The following is a 16,959-nucleotide window of genomic DNA, read 5'->3' on the forward strand; positions in this document are numbered from 1 at the left end:
TCTACCGGAAGGGCACGCTACGCAAGCGCTCGCGAACACATTCCGTTCGCCAATGACTCGCAGCACCCCCGGCGCAGCTCGTGGGGCAGCGACGAAGCCGAATTAACGACAGCAGGCCCCATGCAAACTGGCGTAATTGAAATTCAGTAGGAGTCGAACATGAAAAGCACGAGCGCTTATCTAATTATTGGCCTTTTTGCGACTGGCGCCTCTTTGATCCCGGTAGGCGAAGCGGTTGCTCAGAGCGGGCACTTTCTCGAGAAAGCGACGAACTGCACGGATATCGGAACGCAGCTCGCATGCACGGTCAAGGTGGCGGGTCTGGGCGGCACGACCTTCGAGATCGAGATCGAGGGACAGGGCGTCGCAACCGTCGAATGCACGAACCCGGGCGGCAACATCGCGCCCGGCCAAACCTTCGAGTTCAACGCCCTCGGGTCCAGTGGCCCCCTTGAAACGCCGAGGAATGGCCAGTCCCGGTTGACCGTGATGACCGCCCATCCTGCTGCGCCGGCCGATTCATGCCCCAACTCGCAATGGACCGCTGAAGTCGTCGACGTCGAGTTCACCACGGCCACACTCACGCTGAAGGAAGACAACGTGGTGGTTGACACGCAAACGGTGGACGTCGAGTAGCTACCGATGGGTGCAAAGCCGCGGACAAGTTGCCGCGGCGCGCCCTCTTTCTGCGCGTCGGATTCGCTGTCGCATTCCGCCCCGGAGGCAGGGCGCGTCACCCGCATCGGTGCGGATGCCCATGCGGATTTCACTACCCCTGATCACTGCCCCTGCGCCGCGTCGTCGGCCTTGACGAGCGGAAGGCCCAGGGCTTCCCAGGCGGTGAGGCCCCCGAGCATGTTCTGCACGCGGGTGAAGCCGTTCCGCTTCAGGATGCTGACTGCGACGCCGGAACGGTGCCCGACGCTCCAGTGGACGACGAGCTCCGCATCCCGGGGCAGGTCGGGTAGCCTGTCCTCGAGGTAGCCGACATAACAGTGGAGGGCGTCCGGGATGTGCTTCTCGTTCCATTCATATTCGTCGCGCACGTCGAGCACACGAACTTCGCCGCGCTCGATTCGCTCCGCGGCGTCGGCGGCGCTGATCGTCGCGATCCGCTCGATCGGCAGCCCCTGCTCGCGCCAGCTTTCGACCCCGCCCGTCAGCACGCCTTCGACCCCGTCGATGCCGATCCTCGCGAACGACAGGACCGCCGGCTCGACGTCGGCGGAGTCGTCGACGACCAGGAAGACGCGGCTGTTCTCGTCGGCGATCCAGCCGCCGATGGCGGGAATTCCGGACAGCCACAGGTTGTAGGACAACGGGATGTGCGCGGCGGCGAACGCGTCGGGCGTGCGGGTGTCGATGACGATGCCGTCCCCCATCCGCTCCCGGAGCGCCTTCGGCTGCAGCACCCGGACGCGGACGACCCCCTGGAAAGGCCTTCCCGGCAGCAGATTGACCTTTTCCATGTGCCGGAAATACGGCGGCCGCGCCATTTCCTCGTCGAGCTTGTGCTTCACGAAATCCTCGCGACTCAGTGTGAACACCGGGTTCGTCGCCATTTCGATGCCGAGGGTCGAATCGTCGCGCGACGAGATGTTGCCGCCGCATGGCGAACCCGCACCGTGTGCCGGAAACAGCAACGTCTGCTCGCCGAGCGGCGCGAGCTTGCGGTGAACCGAGTCGTACAGGATGCCGGCGTTCTCGCCGGTGCGCAGCGGGTCGGGCAGATCAGTGCGCCCGGTGTCGCCGACAAACAGCGAATCGCCGGTGAACACCCCCCAGCACCGCTCGCCCGCATCCTTCACATGGACCGCGTAGGACACACTCTCGGGCGTGTGGCCCGGCGTCTCCAGGGCGACGATTCTGGTCGTCCCGACTTCGAGGCTCTCACCGTCACCGAGCCTCACGTCGATGTCGCCGAACAGCTCGTGCCGGCCGCCGACGATCTTTCCGCCGCTGAGCTCCGCGAGTGCGCGCGAACCGAATTCGAAATCCTCCTGGCGGTGCGTCTCGAGGATGTACGCGATCGTCAGGTCATTCTCGCGCGCGAGCTGAAAGTATTCGTCGATGTCGCGGCGCGGGTCGACCACCAGCGCGAGACCATCGCCGCAGCCGAGCAGATAGGAATTGTGCCCAAGGCCGGGCGTCTTGAGGCGCTGGAAAAACATCGTTCTCCCCTCTCCGGAAAAATTCGCGAAAAGGGCAGCAATTACGGTTCCCACGAAGCGCACATCTGCACTGTCCCTCGGAGTCCGCGCCTGGCGGCCCGTCAGGTTGCCGATGATCGAGGGGCAAAATGTTGAGGGGCAGCGAAGCTTGCCGCGCCCGAATCGTATCCAGGCCGGCCTCTGCGAGTACCGAGAACGAGCGCGCGGGGTGGTCACAGAAGCGGCAACACGCATCGCATAAAAGAAAAAAAGCCCTGAAAATCAGGGCTTTAATGGTACTACTGGCGGAGAGGGTGGGATTCGAACCCACGGTAGGCTCGCACCTACGCCTGATTTCGAGTCAGGTACATTCGACCACTCTGCCACCTCTCCGCGTCCCGCAATCGTCTCGCGAGAGGGCGCATTATACGTACACGATCGTTATCCAACAAGAAATAACTTCGCATGCCGAGCGACATTTCAAGGCCTGCACTGAAAGCGGCCCCGGGCTCCCCGCGCCGCTGCGCCACTTCGCTGCCCTGAGTGTCGTTTGCTCCGCGACACGTGCTCGCGCAAAATCCGGAATCGCCTCCGGGGAGTGCCTCCTTGCCTGTCTTTCTGTTCTTCATCGCGCTGTTCGGGCTGTCGGGATGCGCGCCCGACACCACCCCGCGACGGGTCGGAGACTATCGGACGGTCGGCGAATTGCGCGTCGCGACTCGGCTGGATGCGATTTCGTACCGTCAGGAGGCGCCGGGCGAAGCGTCGGGGTTCGAGCACGATCTGCTGCAGAAACTGGGGCAACGCCTCGACGTGACGGTGCGTTTCGTCGTGTATCCCGATGTGCCGCGTGCGCTCGACGCGGTCCTCAACGGCGAGGTCCATCTCGCCGCAGCCGGAATCGCCCGCAACGAACGCTTTCCGTTGCGATGGTCGGCGCCGCTGCGCGACGTGGACTATGTACTGGTCGGGCGTTCGGACGGCAGGGAGATCGACAGGGAGGACGATCTCGCCGGGCGAACGATCAGCATGCGGCGGGGCTCCGCGCCCGTCGAGGCAGTCGAGCGAATCAGCAGGCGCGTTGCCGGCCTCACCCTGCACTTTCCGACCGGGCTCGGCGATCAGGAGCTGCTCGAAGAGTTGGGGCAAGGCGAACTGGATTTGGTCGCCACCGACCGCGTCCATTTCGCCCTGGCAGCACAAACCGACCCGAGGGTCGTGATCGCATACGACCTGCCGGTGCGCTCCGAGATCGCGTGGGCGCTGCCGATCGACGCAGCGAGCCTGGCCGCCGAGGTCGACGTCTTTCTCGAGGAGGCCCGGAAAAGCGCGCTGCTCGCGCGAACCGCCGATCGCTACTTCGGCCACATCCGCCGTCTCGATGACCGGGCCGTGGCAGTTTTTCTGGGCCACTTGCGTACCCGCCTGCCCGCCTATCGCCCGCATTTCCACGAAGCGCAGACACGCACCGGCGTCGACTGGCGCTTTCTCGCCGCGCTCGCCTACCAGGAATCGCGATGGGATCCGCTCGCGACGTCGCGAACCGGGGTGCGGGGAATGATGATGCTGACTTCCGAGACCGCCGACCGGCTCGGCGTCGGCGACCGTCTCGACGCGCGCGACAGCATTCTCGGCGGGGCGCGCTATTTTTCGATGCTCAGGGACCAGCTGCCCGGCGGGATTGCCGAACCCGACCGCTCGTGGATCGCCGTGGCAGCGTACAACCTCGGCATGGGCCACATGAACGGCGCGCGGGCGATCGCGCGCGGCATGGGCCGGGACGACACGACGTGGTGGGACCTGAAAGCCGTCCTTCCGCTGCTGTCGCGACCCGAATATGCGGCGCGGCTCAAGTCCGGTCCGGCGCGCGGCGGCGAGGCGGTGATCATGACCGAGAACATCCGCAACTTCCACGGCATTCTCGCGCGCCTCGAACCGCCTTACACCCCGCCGCTCCAGCCGCCCGGCCTGAAGCTCGGGCGTGCCGGCCCCTGAAGCGTCAGCCGCGGGGTTCGAGCAACTCGGTCCCGCCCATCCACGGCACCAGCGCTTTCGGCACGACGACCGAGCCATCGGCCTGCTGGTAGTTCTCGAGCACGGCGACGAGCGTCCTGCCGACTGCCAAGCCCGAACCGTTCAGCGTATGCACCAGCTCGTTCTTGCCCTGCGCGTTGCGGAACCGGGCCTGCATGCGGCGCGCCTGAAACGCCCCGGTGCATGAACACGACGAAATCTCGCGGTAGGTTTTCTGCGCCGGCAGCCACACTTCGAGGTCGTAGGTCTTGGCGGCGGAAAATCCCATGTCACCGGTGCACAGCACGACTTTGCGATAGGGCAGATCGAGCTTGCGCAGGATCGCCTCGGCGTGGCCGGTGAGTTCATCGAGCGCCGCCCACGATGCGTCCGGATGTTCGATCCGCACCAGTTCCACCTTGTCGAACTGGTGCTGGCGGATCATGCCGCGCGTGTCGCGGCCGTAACTGCCCGCTTCGGAACGGAAGCACGGCGTGTGGCCGACGAACTTCAGCGGCAGCACGTCGTGCGCGAGCAGCTCGTTGCGCACGATGTTCGTGATCGGGACTTCCGCGGTCGGGATCAGGTAGAGGCGCCCGTCGTCCTTCATGACGGAGAACAGATCGGCCTCGAACTTCGGCAGCTGGCCGGTACCGAACATGCTGTCCGGATTGACGAGATACGGGACGTGGACCTCGGTGTAACCGTGTTCGCGGGTATGCACGTCGAGCATGAACTGGGCGAGCGCACGATGCAGGCGTGCGAGGCCCCGCGCATCAGGGCGAAACGCGAACCCGAGATTTTCGCCGCGGTTTCGAAATCGAGTCCGCCGAGCCCGCTGCCGACGTCGACGTGATCGCTGACCTCGAAGCCGAATTCCCGCGGCGTGCCCCAGCGGGCGACTTCGACATTCGCGGACTCGTCGCGGCCGACGGGGACGCTGTCGTGCGGGAGGTTCGGCAGCCCGGCGACGAACGCACTGATCCGCTCGAGAAGCGCCGCCAGCGCCTGTTCGTTGGCCTTCAGCTCGTCGCCGATGCCACCGACTTCGGCCATCACTGCCGAAGCATCCTCTCCCCTGCCTTTCAGCACGCCGATCTGCTTCGACAGGCTGTTGCGGCGTGCCTGCAGGTCCTGGGTGCGGGTCTGAAGGCTCTTGCGCTCGTTCTCCATCGACTGGAACGCCGCGACGTCGAAATTCGCCCCCCGCGTGGCAAGCGCTGCCGCAACGGCGTCGATCTGGGTGCGTAGAAGTTGGATATCAAGCATGACAATTCCGGAATTCGAGTGGATTCAAGGGGAAAGCGGGGTTTCTGACGAGATCTCTTCGCGCACCGCGGCGCTTAATTCCGGGCCTTTCGCCGGCCTCGCGAAGAGCTTGCGGCGATGCACAAATCCATTAATGTAATCAATCGTTTATATTCTCCGCGATGGACAAACTTTCCTTGCATTCGGCGCCCTGTATCTTAAGCTTAGTAAGCCAACACCGCGGAAGACGGTGTCTGCAAACTAGAGGAGAAGAGGCCGATGTTGTCGATTAGAGACTGCCTTGATTATTGCGATTTGACCGATGACGAAGTCGCGCTCGTAGCAGAACACGAGTGCATTCCCGAAGGAGCCGCAGCGCAAGTCGTGTGCGGCATGGTGCAGACCCCGGAAGGGGTGCTGATGTTGACGACCTACATGCAAGACCTTATCGAGCGAGCCACCGAACGTGGCGATCTCGAAAGGGCCGAGCGGGCCAGGAATGTACGCGCCCGCTTCATGGCCGACCACCCTCTCCCGCACTGAAAGCTGTTCCTCCGCATCAATCGGCTGTCAATTCGCGTCCTTCGGGACGCGCATAGCCGCCTGCTCGTCGAGTTCGCGCAGATGTTCGAGCTTTGCTGCAATTTGCGCTTCCATTCCGTGCTGTGTCGGACGATACCACCCGGGCGCTTTCATGCCGTCGGGCAGGTAGCTTTCGCCTGCGGCGTAGGCTTCGGGTTCGTCATGCGCATAGCGATAAGCCTTGCCGTGGCCCAGTTCCTTCATCAGGCGCGTCGGCGCGTTGCGCAGATGCAGCGGCACCGGGCGCGAGACGTCCTGCGCGATGTGTTTGCGCGCAGCATTATAGGCTTTGTAGACCGCGTTGGATTTCGCCGCGCAAGCAAGGAAAACCGTCGCTTCGGCAAGCGCCAGCTCGCCTTCCGGGGAACCGAGCCGTTCGTAGGTCGCACAGGCGTTCAACGCGATTTCGAGCGCGCGCGGATCGGCGAGGCCGATGTCCTCGGTCGCCATGCGGATCAGGCGTCGTCCGAGATAGAGGGCGTCCGCTCCGCCGTCGAGCATCCGGCACAGCCAGTAAAGGGCGGCATCGGGATTCGAACCGCGCACCGATTTGTGCAGTGCCGATATCTGGTCGTAGAACGCTTCGCCTCCCTTGTCGAAACGGCGCAGGCGCGTCGATAGCGCGTCGTCGACAAACTCGGGGGTGACCGCGACGGTGCCTGCGGTTTCCGCAGCGACCTGGACCTGCTCGATGAGGTTCATCAGGCGGCGGGCGTCGCCGTCGGCAAACCCGATCATGCGTTCGCGCGCGGCCGGCGCAAATTCGAGCTGCGGACACCCGAGCAGACGGGCACGTTCGAACAGTTCCCCCAGCGCTTCCTCGTCGAGGGGTTCGAGCACGTACACCGCCGCGCGCGACAGCAGCGCCGAATTGACTTCGAACGACGGATTCTCGGTCGTCGCGCCGATCAGCGTCACGAGGCCCTGCTCGACGTAAGGCAGAAACGCGTCCTGCTGCGCCTTGTTGAAGCGATGCACCTCATCGACGAACAGGATCGTGTGGCGTCCGCGCGCTTTTTCGGCCTGGGCGTGCGCGACCGCTTCGCGAATGTCCTTGACTCCGGAGAACACCGCGGACAGTGCGATGAACTCCGCATCGAAAGCCTGCGCCATCAGGCGTGCGAGCGTCGTCTTGCCGACTCCTGGCGGCCCCCACAGGATCATCGAATGCAGCTTGCCGGATTCGAAGGCGAGCCGCAGCGGCTTGCCGCGACCGAGCAGATGATGCTGGCCGGCGACCTCGTCGAGCGTCGTCGGGCGCATCCGCTCGGCGAGCGGTACGCGCGGCGGCTCGACGTCGTCGAAAAGGTCGTCCACCGGGTCCGCCGTGCGCGTCGCGCGTCAGTCGCCGATGACGTCGGCGCCTGCCGGCGGGACGAAACGGAACAGCGACGGGTCGGGCCGCGCGTTCGGCTCGAGCGACGTGAACACGATCATCGTCGTCTGGCCAAAGTTGTCGTGCAACTCCATACGCTTCAACAGCCCTCCGGCGAGGCCCAGCCGGATCGACTGGAAACTGCTTTCCGGGTGCTTCGGCGTCGCCAGCACCCAGTCGAGCCCTTCGCCCGAGCCCGCTTCAGCGAGGTTGAAATCGCGGTCCAGCGTGCCGCTGCCGGCGAGGATCGCGGCCGGCGTGCTCCCCAGGGCGTCGCCGAGGCGCTTCACGGTGACCTGGTTCAGATCGCGGTCCCACGACCACAGTTTCTCGCCGTCGCTGACGAGCAGCTGCGGATACGGCTTGTCGTAGCTCCAGCGGAATTTTCCGGGTCGCAGGAACACGAAACTGCCGCTCGCCTGCTGCGCGCGGCGTCCCGAAGCGGACGACACGGTCTGTTCGAATTCACCCTGCGCGCTGCGCGCAGTGTCGACGAACTCGCGCAACTGCTCGACGCCGCTCGCCGCGGCCGGCGCTGCCGATGACGCCCACGCGGCTGCTGCGCACAGCAGCACGCGCGCCATGAACGCTGCCCGGCCCCTGCTCCAATGACTCACTCGGTCTCCTTCACGGGCGCGATCACTTCGCGGTTGCCGTTGCTGCCCATCGCCGACACCAGCCCGGAACGTTCCATCTGTTCGATCAGCCGCGCCGCGCGGTTGTAGCCGATGCGCAAATGGCGCTGCACAAGCGAAATCGACGGCCGCCGCGTCTTGACAACGATCTCCACCGCCTGGTCATAGAGCGGATCGGCCTCGCCGTCGCCGCTGTCTGCGCCGCCGAGCGCACCGTCAGCCTCTTCCTCGGCGGCCGACAGGATCCCTTCGACATAATCCGGCGGACCGCTGCGCTTGAGATGGTCCACGACCTTGTGCACCTCGTCGTCGGCGACGAACGCGCCGTGCACGCGCACCGGCAAGCCGGTGCCGGGCGCCAGATAAAGCATGTCGCCCATGCCGAGCAAGGCTTCCGCGCCCATCTGGTCGAGGATCGTGCGCGAGTCGATCTTGCTCGACACCTGGAACGCGATGCGCGTCGGCACGTTGGCCTTGATCAGGCCGGTGATGACGTCGACCGACGGGCGCTGCGTCGCGAGGATCAGGTGGATGCCGGCCGCACGCGCCTTCTGCGCGAGCCGCGCGATCAGCTCCTCGACCTTCTTGCCGACGACCATCATCATGTCGGCGAGCTCGTCGACGACGACGACGATGTGCGGCAGCGTTTCGAGCGGCTCGGGGTTGTCGGGATTGATCGCGAACGGGTTCGTCAGCGGCTTGTCCGTTTCCGCCGCCTGGGTGACCGCCTTGTTGAAGCCGGCAAGGTTGCGCACGCCGACCGCCGCCATCAGCTTGTAGCGCTTGTCCATCTCGACGACGCACCAGTTGAGCGCGTTCGCCGCGTGCTTCATGTCGGTCACGACCGGCGCGAGCAGGTGCGGGATGCCTTCGTAGATCGACAGTTCCAGCATCTTTGGGTCGACCATGATCAGCCGCACTTTCTCCGGCTCAGCCTTGTACAGCAGCGACAGGATCATCGCGTTGATGCCGACCGATTTGCCCGAGCCGGTCGTGCCGGCGACGAGCAGGTGCGGCATCTTCGCCAGATCGGCGACGACCGGCTGCCCGCCGATGTCCTTGCCGAGCGCGACCGTCAGCGACGAATGCATGTCCTGATACGCTTTCGAACCGAGGATCTCGGACAGGCGCACCATCTGCCGTTTCGGGTTCGGCAGTTCGAGCGCCATGCACGATTTGCCGGGCACCGTCTCGACGACGCGAATCGACACCAGCGACAGCGCACGCGAAAGATCTTTCGCGAGATTCACGACCTGGCTGCCCTTGACGCCGGTCGCCGGCTCGATTTCGTAGCGTGTCACGACCGGGCCGGGGTACGCCGCCAGCACTTTCACCTCGACGCCGAAGTCCGCGAGCTTCGTTTCGATCAGGCGCGATGTCGACTCCAGCAGTTCGGCCGACGGCGGCTCGAGGTCGACCGACGGCCGATCGAGCAGCGCGAGCGGCGGCATCGAGCCGGCCGGCAGATCGACGAAGAGCGGCTGCTGCCGGCCTTTGTCGACGCGCTCGGGCTTCGGCGCGTCGACCATCGCCGGCTCGATCCGCACCGGCTCGATGCGCACCGGCTCGATGCGCACCGACTGGGACGGCGCCGCTTCGGCTTTGCGCCGCTTCGGCTCGATGACCGGGCTGCTCCGCTGGACGACGACGGCTTGCGCCGCGCGTCGCTCGGTTCGACCGCGCCATGCCTGCCGCAACGTGCTCCAGGCGCGCTCGACCGAAGTGCCGATCCGCTCGACGAGCGACAGCCACGAAATGCCCGAAAAAAGACTCAACCCGGACGCGAACAGCGCCAGCAACAGCAGCGTGCCGCCGGTAAAGCCGAGATAACGCTGCACCGCGGCGCCCAGTTCCATGCCGACGAGGCCGCCGGGAGCGAGCGGAATGCTCGCGCCATGCGAATGGAAGCGCAGCGATTCGAGCGCGCTGCTGGCAGCCAGCACGACGAAGAAACCTACCAGAACGATGAAGAACGAGCGCCTGTCGAGGCGCAGGTCATGCTTGAGCCGGCGAAAGCCCCACACCAGCCCGTAGCCGAGAAAAACTACCCACCACCACGCCGACACGCCAAACAGGTAATACAGCAGATCCGCGAGCCACGCGCCGAAGCGCCCGCCGGGGTTGGCGATGCGCGACACTTCGGCAGCGTGCGACCAGCCCGGATCGGCCTTGCTGTAGCCGAGCAGCACGAGGCCGACGTACAGCGACATCACGCCGAGAATCAGCCAGCGGGCTTCCTGCAGCAGCAGCGAGATTTTTTCCGGCAAAGGCTGGGAGCGTGAGGACAGGCGGGACGACATGAGGGAAAACTTGAGGCCGGAGGGAAACGACGGTGCGAAATTATATGCGATCCGTCAACACGGCCGTTGCCGCTGTTGCGAAGGGAAACAGACCTGCCCGATTCAGACGCTCTGCAGGCGATCGCGCAGCACGATGCCGGCGCCGGTTTCCTCGATGAGCCCCTGCGCCGCGAGATCCTTCATGACCCGGCTGACCATCTCGCGCGACGCCCCGATCATTTTCGCGATGTCCTGCTTCGTGATCTTGCGCACCACCACCGCGTCCCCGTTCACTTCCTCGGACATTTCAAGCAGCAGGCGCGCGACGCGACCGTAGACGTCCATCAGCGCCAGGCTCTCGATCTTGCGGTCGGCATTGCGCAGGCGCTCGGCGAGGTTCGCCATGATGCGCCACGCCACTTCGAAGTTGCCCTGCATGATCGTGCGAAAATCGTTTTTCGCGATCATCACGAGGTCGGAAGGCATCACCGCGACGACAGTCGCCGAACGCGGCTGCTCGCCGAACATGCCCATCTCGCCGAACAGTTCGCCCTGCCCCAGAATCGTCAGGATTACCTCGCGGCCGTCCTCGTCGCTGACGACGACCTTGAGGCTCCCGGTCAGGACCAGGTAGACAAAATCGCAGCGCTCGCCGGCATGCACCACGCTCTGCCCGCGGGGGATACGGCGCATCATCGCGGAGCGCGAAACCATCGCCAGGGTGTCGTCGGACAAGCCTTGAAACAGCGGAAAAGTTTTGAGGGCGGTGGTGGAAACCGCAGTGGGCTGGGTCATGGCGACTCCGAAAGGTGCTCGAACGTGCGTACCAGAAAACGCGAAAACCGGCGACGCACAATATCATCAATTATACCGAAAAACCGTGAGTGACTTTCCCGCCCGAAGCGCGCCATCACGCGCATTGCGCAATGCGCCTGCGCTGACAGAATCCGCTTTTGCGATCGTTCCAGACTATGGCCATCATTCAATCGGCGGAACAAACCGCTCGGCTATAATCCCGCTGTCGCCAACCAGAAAGAAGATCACGCTATGACAACCAAGCACGCCCGCCTGCTCATCCTCGGCTCCGGCCCGGCCGGTTACACGGCCGCAGTGTACGCCGCCCGCGCCAACCTCGATCCGGTCCTGATCACCGGACTGGCGCAGGGCGGGCAGCTGATGACCACGACCGATGTCGACAACTGGCCTGCGGACGCCGAAGGCGTGATGGGGCCGGACCTCATGGCCCGCTTTCAAAAGCACGCCGAACGCTTCAACACCGAGATGATCTTCGACCACATCCACACGGTGAAGCTCGGCGAGAAACCGTTCCGGCTCGTCGGCGACGCCGGGGAATATACCTGTGACGCGCTGATCATCTCGACCGGCGCGACGGCGAAATATCTCGGCCTCCCGTCCGAAGAGAAATTTTCCGGCCGCGGCGTCTCGGCGTGCGCGACCTGCGACGGCTTTTTCTACAAGAACCAGGACGTCGCAGTGATCGGCGGTGGCAACACCGCAGTCGAAGAAGCGCTGTACCTCGCGAACATCGCGAAGAAGGTCACGGTCGTGCATCGCCGCGAAAAATTCCGCGCCGAGAAGATCCTCATCGACAAGATGATGGAGAAAGTGGCCGGCGGAAAAATCGAACTCGCGCTCAACTCGACGCTCGACGAAGTCCTCGGCGACAACAGCGGCGTGACCGGCATGCGCGTCCGGGACGCGAACACTGGTGCGACCCGCGACGTCGCGCTGCAAGGCGTGTTCATCGCGATCGGCCACAAGCCGAACACCGACATTTTCGAAGGCCAGCTGACGATGGAAAACGGCTACATCGTCACCAAGGGCGGCCGCGAAGGCGACGCCACCGCGACCAGCGTGCCGGGCGTGTTCGCCGCGGGCGACGTGCAGGATCACATCTACCGCCAGGCCGTGACGTCCGCAGGCACCGGCTGCATGGCCGCCCTCGACGCGGAGCGCTACCTGGACGCGCTCACCGGCTGAGCACGGCGATGGCCCGGCGGCTTCCCCCTGCTGCACCGAAACCGGGAGGCCGAACCGGTCGGCCGTTGCGTGCCCTCGACGAACTTGCCGCGCTGCGCGGCAAGCTGAAACCGGCCGCGAGCAGCCAAAAGCCTGCGCGACCGGAGCCGACTTCGGCTGCGAAGCCCAATCGCGACGCGACCGCCAACGGAATCGATCGGGGCGCTTCCCCTGATGACGATCCGCGGCTGTTCCGCGACGCCGTGCGCAATGTCGCACCGCTCACCAAAGGGGGCGGACGAGCGGACATCGAGACCCCGAAGCCGCCGCCGCTGCCGCGGCCCCGCTCGGTCGAACCCGATGCGCCCGCTCCCGCCAAGGGCTTGCGCAGCGATCCGCTCGAAGATGCGGCGCTCTTTCGCTCGGCGATCGGCGACGTAACGCCGCTTCGCGACGCCGGACACGCCGAGCTCGGCCGCGCCCGTCCGTCGCCGTATCCGCTGCACATGCGCGACGAGGACCGGCATCGGATCGAGACCGACCCGGCGTCGCTGCTGCTGCCGCCCGATCCGGACGCGCTCGATCCGGCGGAGCTTTTCCGTCATGCGGTGCGCGGCGCCCGGCAGATCGACTCGGGCGAGCGGGTCGAGTTGCAGCCTCCGCCGCCCCCCCCGGAGCCGCTGAAGCACAGCGAAGACGAGCAGGCTGCGTTGCGCGAGTCGCTCGACGCGCCGATGAGCCTCGAAGACCGGCTGGAAATGGGGGACGAGGCGATCTTCCTGCGTCCCGGCCTGCCGCGCCGCGTGCTCATGGACTTGCGCCGCGGGCGCTGGGTGCTGCAGGGAGAAGTGGACCTGCACGGCTACAACCGGGACGACGCGCGCGAAGCGCTGGCACGCTTTCTCGCGGCGAGCCTGCAGCAGGGGCGCCGCTGCGTGCGCGTGATTCACGGCAAGGGGCTCGGGTCGCCGGGCAAGCTGTCGATCCTCAAGCACCTGTCGCGCGGCTGGCTCGCGCAACGCGAGGAAATCCTCGCGTTCTGCCAGGCCGGTCCGAACGAAGGCGGGTCCGGCGCGCTGCTCGTGCTGCTGCGGGCCGGCAATCCGCCGAAGGAGTGAATGCGGCCGAGTGAATGCGGCCAATGAGCGCGGCTCGTAGGCCGGCCGGAAGCAATCAGATCGCGGCTTCGTCCGTTTCGCCGGTGCGGATGCGCACGACCTGTTCGACGGCCGTGACGAAGATCTTGCCGTCGCCGATCTTGCCGGTGCGCGCCGCCTTGATGATCGCTTCGACTGCCTGGTCCACGAGGTCGTCGCCGAGGACGATCTCGACTTTGATCTTCGGCAGGAAATCGACGACGTATTCGGCGCCGCGGTACAGCTCGGTGTGGCCTTTCTGGCGGCCGAAGCCTTTGACTTCGGACACGGTCAGCCCGGCGATGCCGACTTCGGACAGCGCTTCACGGACTTCGTCGAGCTTGAACGGTTTGATGACGGCTTCGATTTTCTTCATGCAATTTCTCCTCGAGGGCTGGCCGACTCGTCGATTCGGATCGGTCCGGCGCGGTCAGTATTCGTCCTGATAGCGCGATGTTATCGGATAACGCCAGTCCCTGCCGAAGCCGCGCCTCGTCACCCGGATGCCGACCGGCGACTGGCGGCGCTTGTATTCGTTGCGCTTGAGCATCCCGACAGTGCGCCGCACGTCGGCTGCGGGGAAGCCGCGCGCGATGATCTCGCGTGGCGACTCGTCGCGCTCCATGTAGGCTTCGATGATCGCGTCGAGCACGTCGTACGGCGGCAGCGAATCCTGGTCGGTCTGGTCCGGTTTCAGTTCGGCCGACGGCGGGCGGGTGATGATGTTCTCGGGCATCACCGGACTGACCGTGTTGCGCCAGCGCGACAGGCGGAACACGAAGGTCTTGTAAAGGTCCTTCAGCACCGCGAAGCCGCCTGCCATGTCGCCGTACAGCGTCGCGTAGCCGGTCGCCATCTCGCTCTTGTTGCCCGTCGTCAGCACGATCGCGCCGGTCTTGTTCGCCAGCGCCATCAGGATCATGCCGCGGATGCGGCTCTGCAGGTTTTCCTCGGTGGTGTCCGCCGGCAGCCCTTCGAACTGCCCGGCGAGCAGGTCGGCGAACGTGTTCATCGCCGGCTCGATCGGGATTTCGTCGTAGCGCACGCCGAGATTCGCGACCAGCGCGCGCGAATCGTCGAGGCTCATCTGCGCCGTATAGGGTGAAGGCATCATCACCGCACGCACCCGCTCCGGCCCGAGCGCGTCGACGGCGATGCACAGCGCCAGCGCCGAGTCGATGCCGCCGGACAGGCCGATGAGCGCGCCCGGAAAACCGTTCTTGCCGAGGTAGTCGCGCACGCCGGTCTTGAGCGCCTCGTAGACTTCCTCTTCGACCGGTCGCGCAGCGACGATTTCGCCCTGCTCCCAGCGTCCGCCGCGAAAATGCAGGACGTCGAGCCGCTCCTCGAACGAAGCCGCCTGATACATGACTTTGCCGTCGGCGTCGAGCGCGAACGATGCACCATCGAACACCAGCTCGTCCTGGCCGCCGACCATGTTGCAATAGACCACCGGCAGGCCGGTGTCGGCGACGCGCCCGCGCAGCACTTCGTAGCGGCGTTCCAGCTTGTTCATGTGGTACGGCGACGCATTCAGGCCGAGCAGCAGTTCCGCGCCTTCGGCACGCACCAGTTCGGCCGGACCCGACTCCCACAGGTCGGCGCAGATATTGACGCCGAGTTTCACGCCGTTCAGTTCGAACACGCACGCGTCGAGGCCGCGGTCGAAATAGCGCTCCTCGTCGAACACTTCGTAGTTCGGCAACAGATGCTTGTGGTAGGTCGCGACAACTTCGCCGTCGCGAATCACCGACGCGGCGTTGTAGCGCCAGTCGCGCCGCTCCTCCGGATGGCCGAGCACCAAGGTGATGCCACGGGTATGCAGAGCGATGCGCGCCACTTCCCGGCTGCACGCGCGGTAGAAATCCGGACGCAGCAGCAGGTCTTCGGGCGGATAACCGGATAGCGCCAGTTCAGGCGTCAGCAACAGGTCGGCGCCGGCCGCGCGGGCCTCGTCGAGGGCACGAATGATCCGGTCGGCGTTGGCCGTGAGGTCGCCGACGGTGAAATTGAGCTGGGCGACAGCGATAGCGAGCGTTTTGTCCATAGGCGCAACTATACCGTTTCAGCCCGCAATCGGCGGAGCCACGCGCCCTGCCGGCATGCGTCGAGGCGCCGTCCGAGCCCCCGTCTGAACTATCATGGCGGACCGACGTTGCCCACCAACAAGCGGACCACATGGCCATTCCGGACACCTTCGCCAAGCAGGCCGACGAGCAAGGCCCGTGGGCCGTTTTTCTCGTTTTCCTGCGCCTCGGCCTGACCTCGTTCGGCGGCCCGGTGGCCCATCTCGGCTACTTTCGTGACGAATTCGTCACGCGCCGACGCTGGCTCGGCGAACGCAGCTACGCGGACCTCGTCGCGCTGTGCCAGTTCCTGCCGGGGCCGGCGAGCAGCCAGGTCGGCATGGCATTGGGCCTGGCTCGCGCAGGATACGCGGGGCTGTTCGCAGCGTGGGCAGGCTTCACGCTGCCGTCGGCGATCGCGCTGATCCTGTTCGCGCAAGGGGTGTCGCGTCACGGCGGCGTCCTCGCGCCGGATGCCCTGCACGGCCTGAAAGTCGTCGCGGTCGCGGTCGTGGCGCAGGCGGTGTGGGGTATGGCGCGCAACCTCTGCACCGACACCCTGCGCGTCACCCTCATGGCGCTCGCGACGTGCGTCGTCCTCATCGATTCGACGGCGTGGACGCAGATCGGCGTAATCGGCGCCGCGGCGATCGCCGGAATCGTCCTGTTCCGACCGGAACCGGCCGTTGCCCACGATCCGCTGCCGATCCTCGTCACGCACCGTGCCGCGATCGGATGCCTGTGCGCATTCGTTGCACTGCTGATCGGCCTGCCCCTCTTCGCGCAGCTCGTGGCGAACCCGGCTGTCGCGCTGATCGACGCCTTCTACCGTGCCGGATCGCTGGTGTTCGGCGGCGGCCATGTCGTCCTGCCATTGCTGCAGACCGAGGTCGTAGCGAGCGGATGGGTCGATCGCGAAACTTTCCTCGCCGGCTACGGCGCCGCACAGGCCGTGCCGGGACCGCTGTTCACGTTCGCGGCGTTCCTGGGCGCAGCGATGAACGAGGCGCCCGGGAGCTGGGCGGGCGCTGCGATCTGCGTGGGCGCGATTTTCGCCCCGTCGTTCCTGCTTGTGGTCGGCGCGCTGCCGTTCTGGGAGCAACTGCGCCGCAGTGCCCGTGCGCGGGCGGCGCTGGCCGGCGTGAACGCCGCGGTCGTCGGCCTGCTGCTGGCCGCGTTGTACCAGCCGGTATGGACGAGCGCGATCGACCAGCCGCGAGACTTCGGGCTCGCTGTCATCGCGTTCGTCGCGCTGGCGTTCTGGAAACTCCCGCCGTGGTTCGTCGTCGTCGGTAGCGGCGTCGCCGGATGGCTGATGAGCATCGCGACCTGAGCGGGCTCGCCCCGGTCAGCCTGCGCCGGGATCGAGATTCTCAGGATACCGGAACGCCGCGCCGCGCTCGCTCGGCCGTTTTTCACCCACAGCGGGCGTGGGGAAAGCTGTGGATAAGACGTGAGCAAGCGCTCCAAGTCCCCTGCGCGCAAGGAAAACACG

General features: G+C 65.7%; 13 protein-coding genes, 1 tRNA gene and 1 pseudogene. 6 read left to right on the forward strand and 9 right to left on the reverse strand.

Going from position 1 to position 16,959, the window contains the following annotated elements; all coding sequences use genetic code 11:
• Positions 1 to 159 precede the first annotated feature (159 nt).
• On the forward strand, positions 160 to 636 hold the full coding sequence (locus tag PA01_01720) for a hypothetical protein (protein KON82237.2): 477 nt from the start codon (positions 160 to 162) through the stop codon (positions 634 to 636).
• Positions 637 to 779: 143 nt separating this feature from the next.
• Here the strand turns inward: PA01_01720 and PA01_01725 are convergent, their stop codons facing one another.
• Positions 780 to 2,171 carry a rhodanese-like domain-containing protein gene (locus PA01_01725; protein KON80531.1) on the reverse strand — a complete coding sequence of 464 codons (1,392 nt, stop codon included), beginning with the start codon at positions 2,169 to 2,171 and terminating at the stop codon, positions 780 to 782.
• A 282-nt stretch (positions 2,172 to 2,453) separates the two neighbouring features.
• Positions 2,454 to 2,543 (reverse strand) — tRNA-Ser (locus PA01_01730).
• A 213-nt stretch (positions 2,544 to 2,756) separates the two neighbouring features.
• Between PA01_01730 and mltF the strand changes: the two genes are divergently transcribed.
• Complete coding sequence (mltF, locus tag PA01_01735; GenBank protein ID KON82238.2) at positions 2,757 to 4,145, forward strand: membrane-bound lytic murein transglycosylase MltF; 1,389 nt, start codon at positions 2,757 to 2,759, stop codon at positions 4,143 to 4,145.
• Positions 4,146 to 4,149: 4 nt separating this feature from the next.
• Here the strand turns inward: mltF and serS are convergent.
• Positions 4,150 to 5,432 (reverse strand): annotated as a pseudogene (gene serS / locus PA01_01740) (serine--tRNA ligase).
• 258 nt (positions 5,433 to 5,690) lie between these two features.
• Between serS and PA01_01745 the strand changes: the two are divergent.
• Positions 5,691 to 5,954: a hypothetical protein gene (locus tag PA01_01745; protein KON80532.1), complete on the forward strand. Its 264-nt coding sequence runs from the start codon at positions 5,691 to 5,693 to the stop codon at positions 5,952 to 5,954.
• Positions 5,955 to 5,981: 27 nt separating this feature from the next.
• Here the strand turns inward: PA01_01745 and PA01_01750 are convergent, their stop codons facing one another.
• From PA01_01750 to PA01_01765, 4 genes are all read right to left on the reverse strand, one after another.
• The gene (locus PA01_01750) at positions 5,982 to 7,310 is read right to left on the reverse strand and encodes a replication-associated recombination protein A (protein KON80533.1); all 1,329 of its coding nucleotides are present in this window, start codon (positions 7,308 to 7,310) and stop codon (positions 5,982 to 5,984) included.
• A 24-nt stretch (positions 7,311 to 7,334) separates the two neighbouring features.
• Complete coding sequence (lolA, locus tag PA01_01755; GenBank protein ID KON80534.2) at positions 7,335 to 7,952, reverse strand: outer membrane lipoprotein chaperone LolA; 618 nt, start codon at positions 7,950 to 7,952, stop codon at positions 7,335 to 7,337.
• Between the two features lie 29 nt (positions 7,953 to 7,981).
• The gene (locus PA01_01760) at positions 7,982 to 10,303 is read right to left on the reverse strand and encodes a DNA translocase FtsK 4TM domain-containing protein (protein KON80535.1); all 2,322 of its coding nucleotides are present in this window, start codon (positions 10,301 to 10,303) and stop codon (positions 7,982 to 7,984) included.
• 102 nt (positions 10,304 to 10,405) lie between these two features.
• The gene (locus tag PA01_01765) at positions 10,406 to 11,077 is read right to left on the reverse strand and encodes a cyclic nucleotide-binding domain-containing protein (GenBank protein KON80536.1); all 672 of its coding nucleotides are present in this window, start codon (positions 11,075 to 11,077) and stop codon (positions 10,406 to 10,408) included.
• A 252-nt stretch (positions 11,078 to 11,329) separates the two neighbouring features.
• Between PA01_01765 and trxB the strand changes: the two genes are divergently transcribed.
• Positions 11,330 to 12,283 (forward strand): thioredoxin-disulfide reductase, encoded by a 954-nt coding sequence (gene trxB / locus PA01_01770; protein KON80537.1) that lies wholly within the window; start codon positions 11,330 to 11,332, stop codon positions 12,281 to 12,283.
• A 65-nt stretch (positions 12,284 to 12,348) separates the two neighbouring features.
• The gene (locus PA01_01775) at positions 12,349 to 13,380 is read left to right on the forward strand and encodes a Smr/MutS family protein (GenBank protein ID KON80538.2); all 1,032 of its coding nucleotides are present in this window, start codon (positions 12,349 to 12,351) and stop codon (positions 13,378 to 13,380) included.
• A 55-nt stretch (positions 13,381 to 13,435) separates the two neighbouring features.
• Here PA01_01775 and PA01_01780 read toward each other — a convergent pair whose 3' ends face one another.
• Positions 13,436 to 13,774, reverse strand: a complete 339-nt coding sequence (locus tag PA01_01780; GenBank protein ID KON80539.1) for a P-II family nitrogen regulator — start codon at positions 13,772 to 13,774, stop codon at positions 13,436 to 13,438.
• 54 nt (positions 13,775 to 13,828) lie between these two features.
• The gene (locus PA01_01785; protein KON80540.2) at positions 13,829 to 15,445 is read right to left on the reverse strand and encodes an NAD+ synthase; all 1,617 of its coding nucleotides are present in this window, start codon (positions 15,443 to 15,445) and stop codon (positions 13,829 to 13,831) included.
• Between the two features lie 131 nt (positions 15,446 to 15,576).
• Between PA01_01785 and chrA the strand changes: the two genes are divergently transcribed.
• Positions 15,577 to 16,797: a chromate efflux transporter gene (gene chrA, locus PA01_01790; protein ID KON80541.1), complete on the forward strand. Its 1,221-nt coding sequence runs from the start codon at positions 15,577 to 15,579 to the stop codon at positions 16,795 to 16,797.
• Positions 16,798 to 16,959 lie beyond the last annotated feature (162 nt).

Source organism: Azoarcus sp. PA01 (genome assembly GCA_001274695.2).
GTDB lineage: Bacteria > Pseudomonadota > Gammaproteobacteria > Burkholderiales > Rhodocyclaceae > Aromatoleum.

What these genes read in the sequence shown, in the direction of transcription:
- PA01_01720 (KON82237.2), top strand. Translation starts at nt 160, where the DNA reads ATGAAAAGCACGAGCGCTTATCTAATTATTGGCCTTTTTGCGACTGGC.
- PA01_01725 (KON80531.1), bottom strand. Translation starts at nt 2,171, where the DNA reads ATGTTTTTCCAGCGCCTCAAGACGCCCGGCCTTGGGCACAATTCCTAT.
- PA01_01745 (KON80532.1), top strand. Translation starts at nt 5,691, where the DNA reads ATGTTGTCGATTAGAGACTGCCTTGATTATTGCGATTTGACCGATGAC.
- lolA (KON80534.2), bottom strand. Translation starts at nt 7,952, where the DNA reads ATGGCGCGCGTGCTGCTGTGCGCAGCAGCCGCGTGGGCGTCATCGGCA.
- PA01_01760 (KON80535.1), bottom strand. Translation starts at nt 10,303, where the DNA reads ATGTCGTCCCGCCTGTCCTCACGCTCCCAGCCTTTGCCGGAAAAAATC.
- PA01_01765 (KON80536.1), bottom strand. Translation starts at nt 11,077, where the DNA reads ATGACCCAGCCCACTGCGGTTTCCACCACCGCCCTCAAAACTTTTCCG.
- trxB (KON80537.1), top strand. Translation starts at nt 11,330, where the DNA reads ATGACAACCAAGCACGCCCGCCTGCTCATCCTCGGCTCCGGCCCGGCC.
- PA01_01780 (KON80539.1), bottom strand. Translation starts at nt 13,774, where the DNA reads ATGAAGAAAATCGAAGCCGTCATCAAACCGTTCAAGCTCGACGAAGTC.
- PA01_01785 (KON80540.2), bottom strand. Translation starts at nt 15,445, where the DNA reads ATGGACAAAACGCTCGCTATCGCTGTCGCCCAGCTCAATTTCACCGTC.
- chrA (KON80541.1), top strand. Translation starts at nt 15,577, where the DNA reads ATGGCCATTCCGGACACCTTCGCCAAGCAGGCCGACGAGCAAGGCCCG.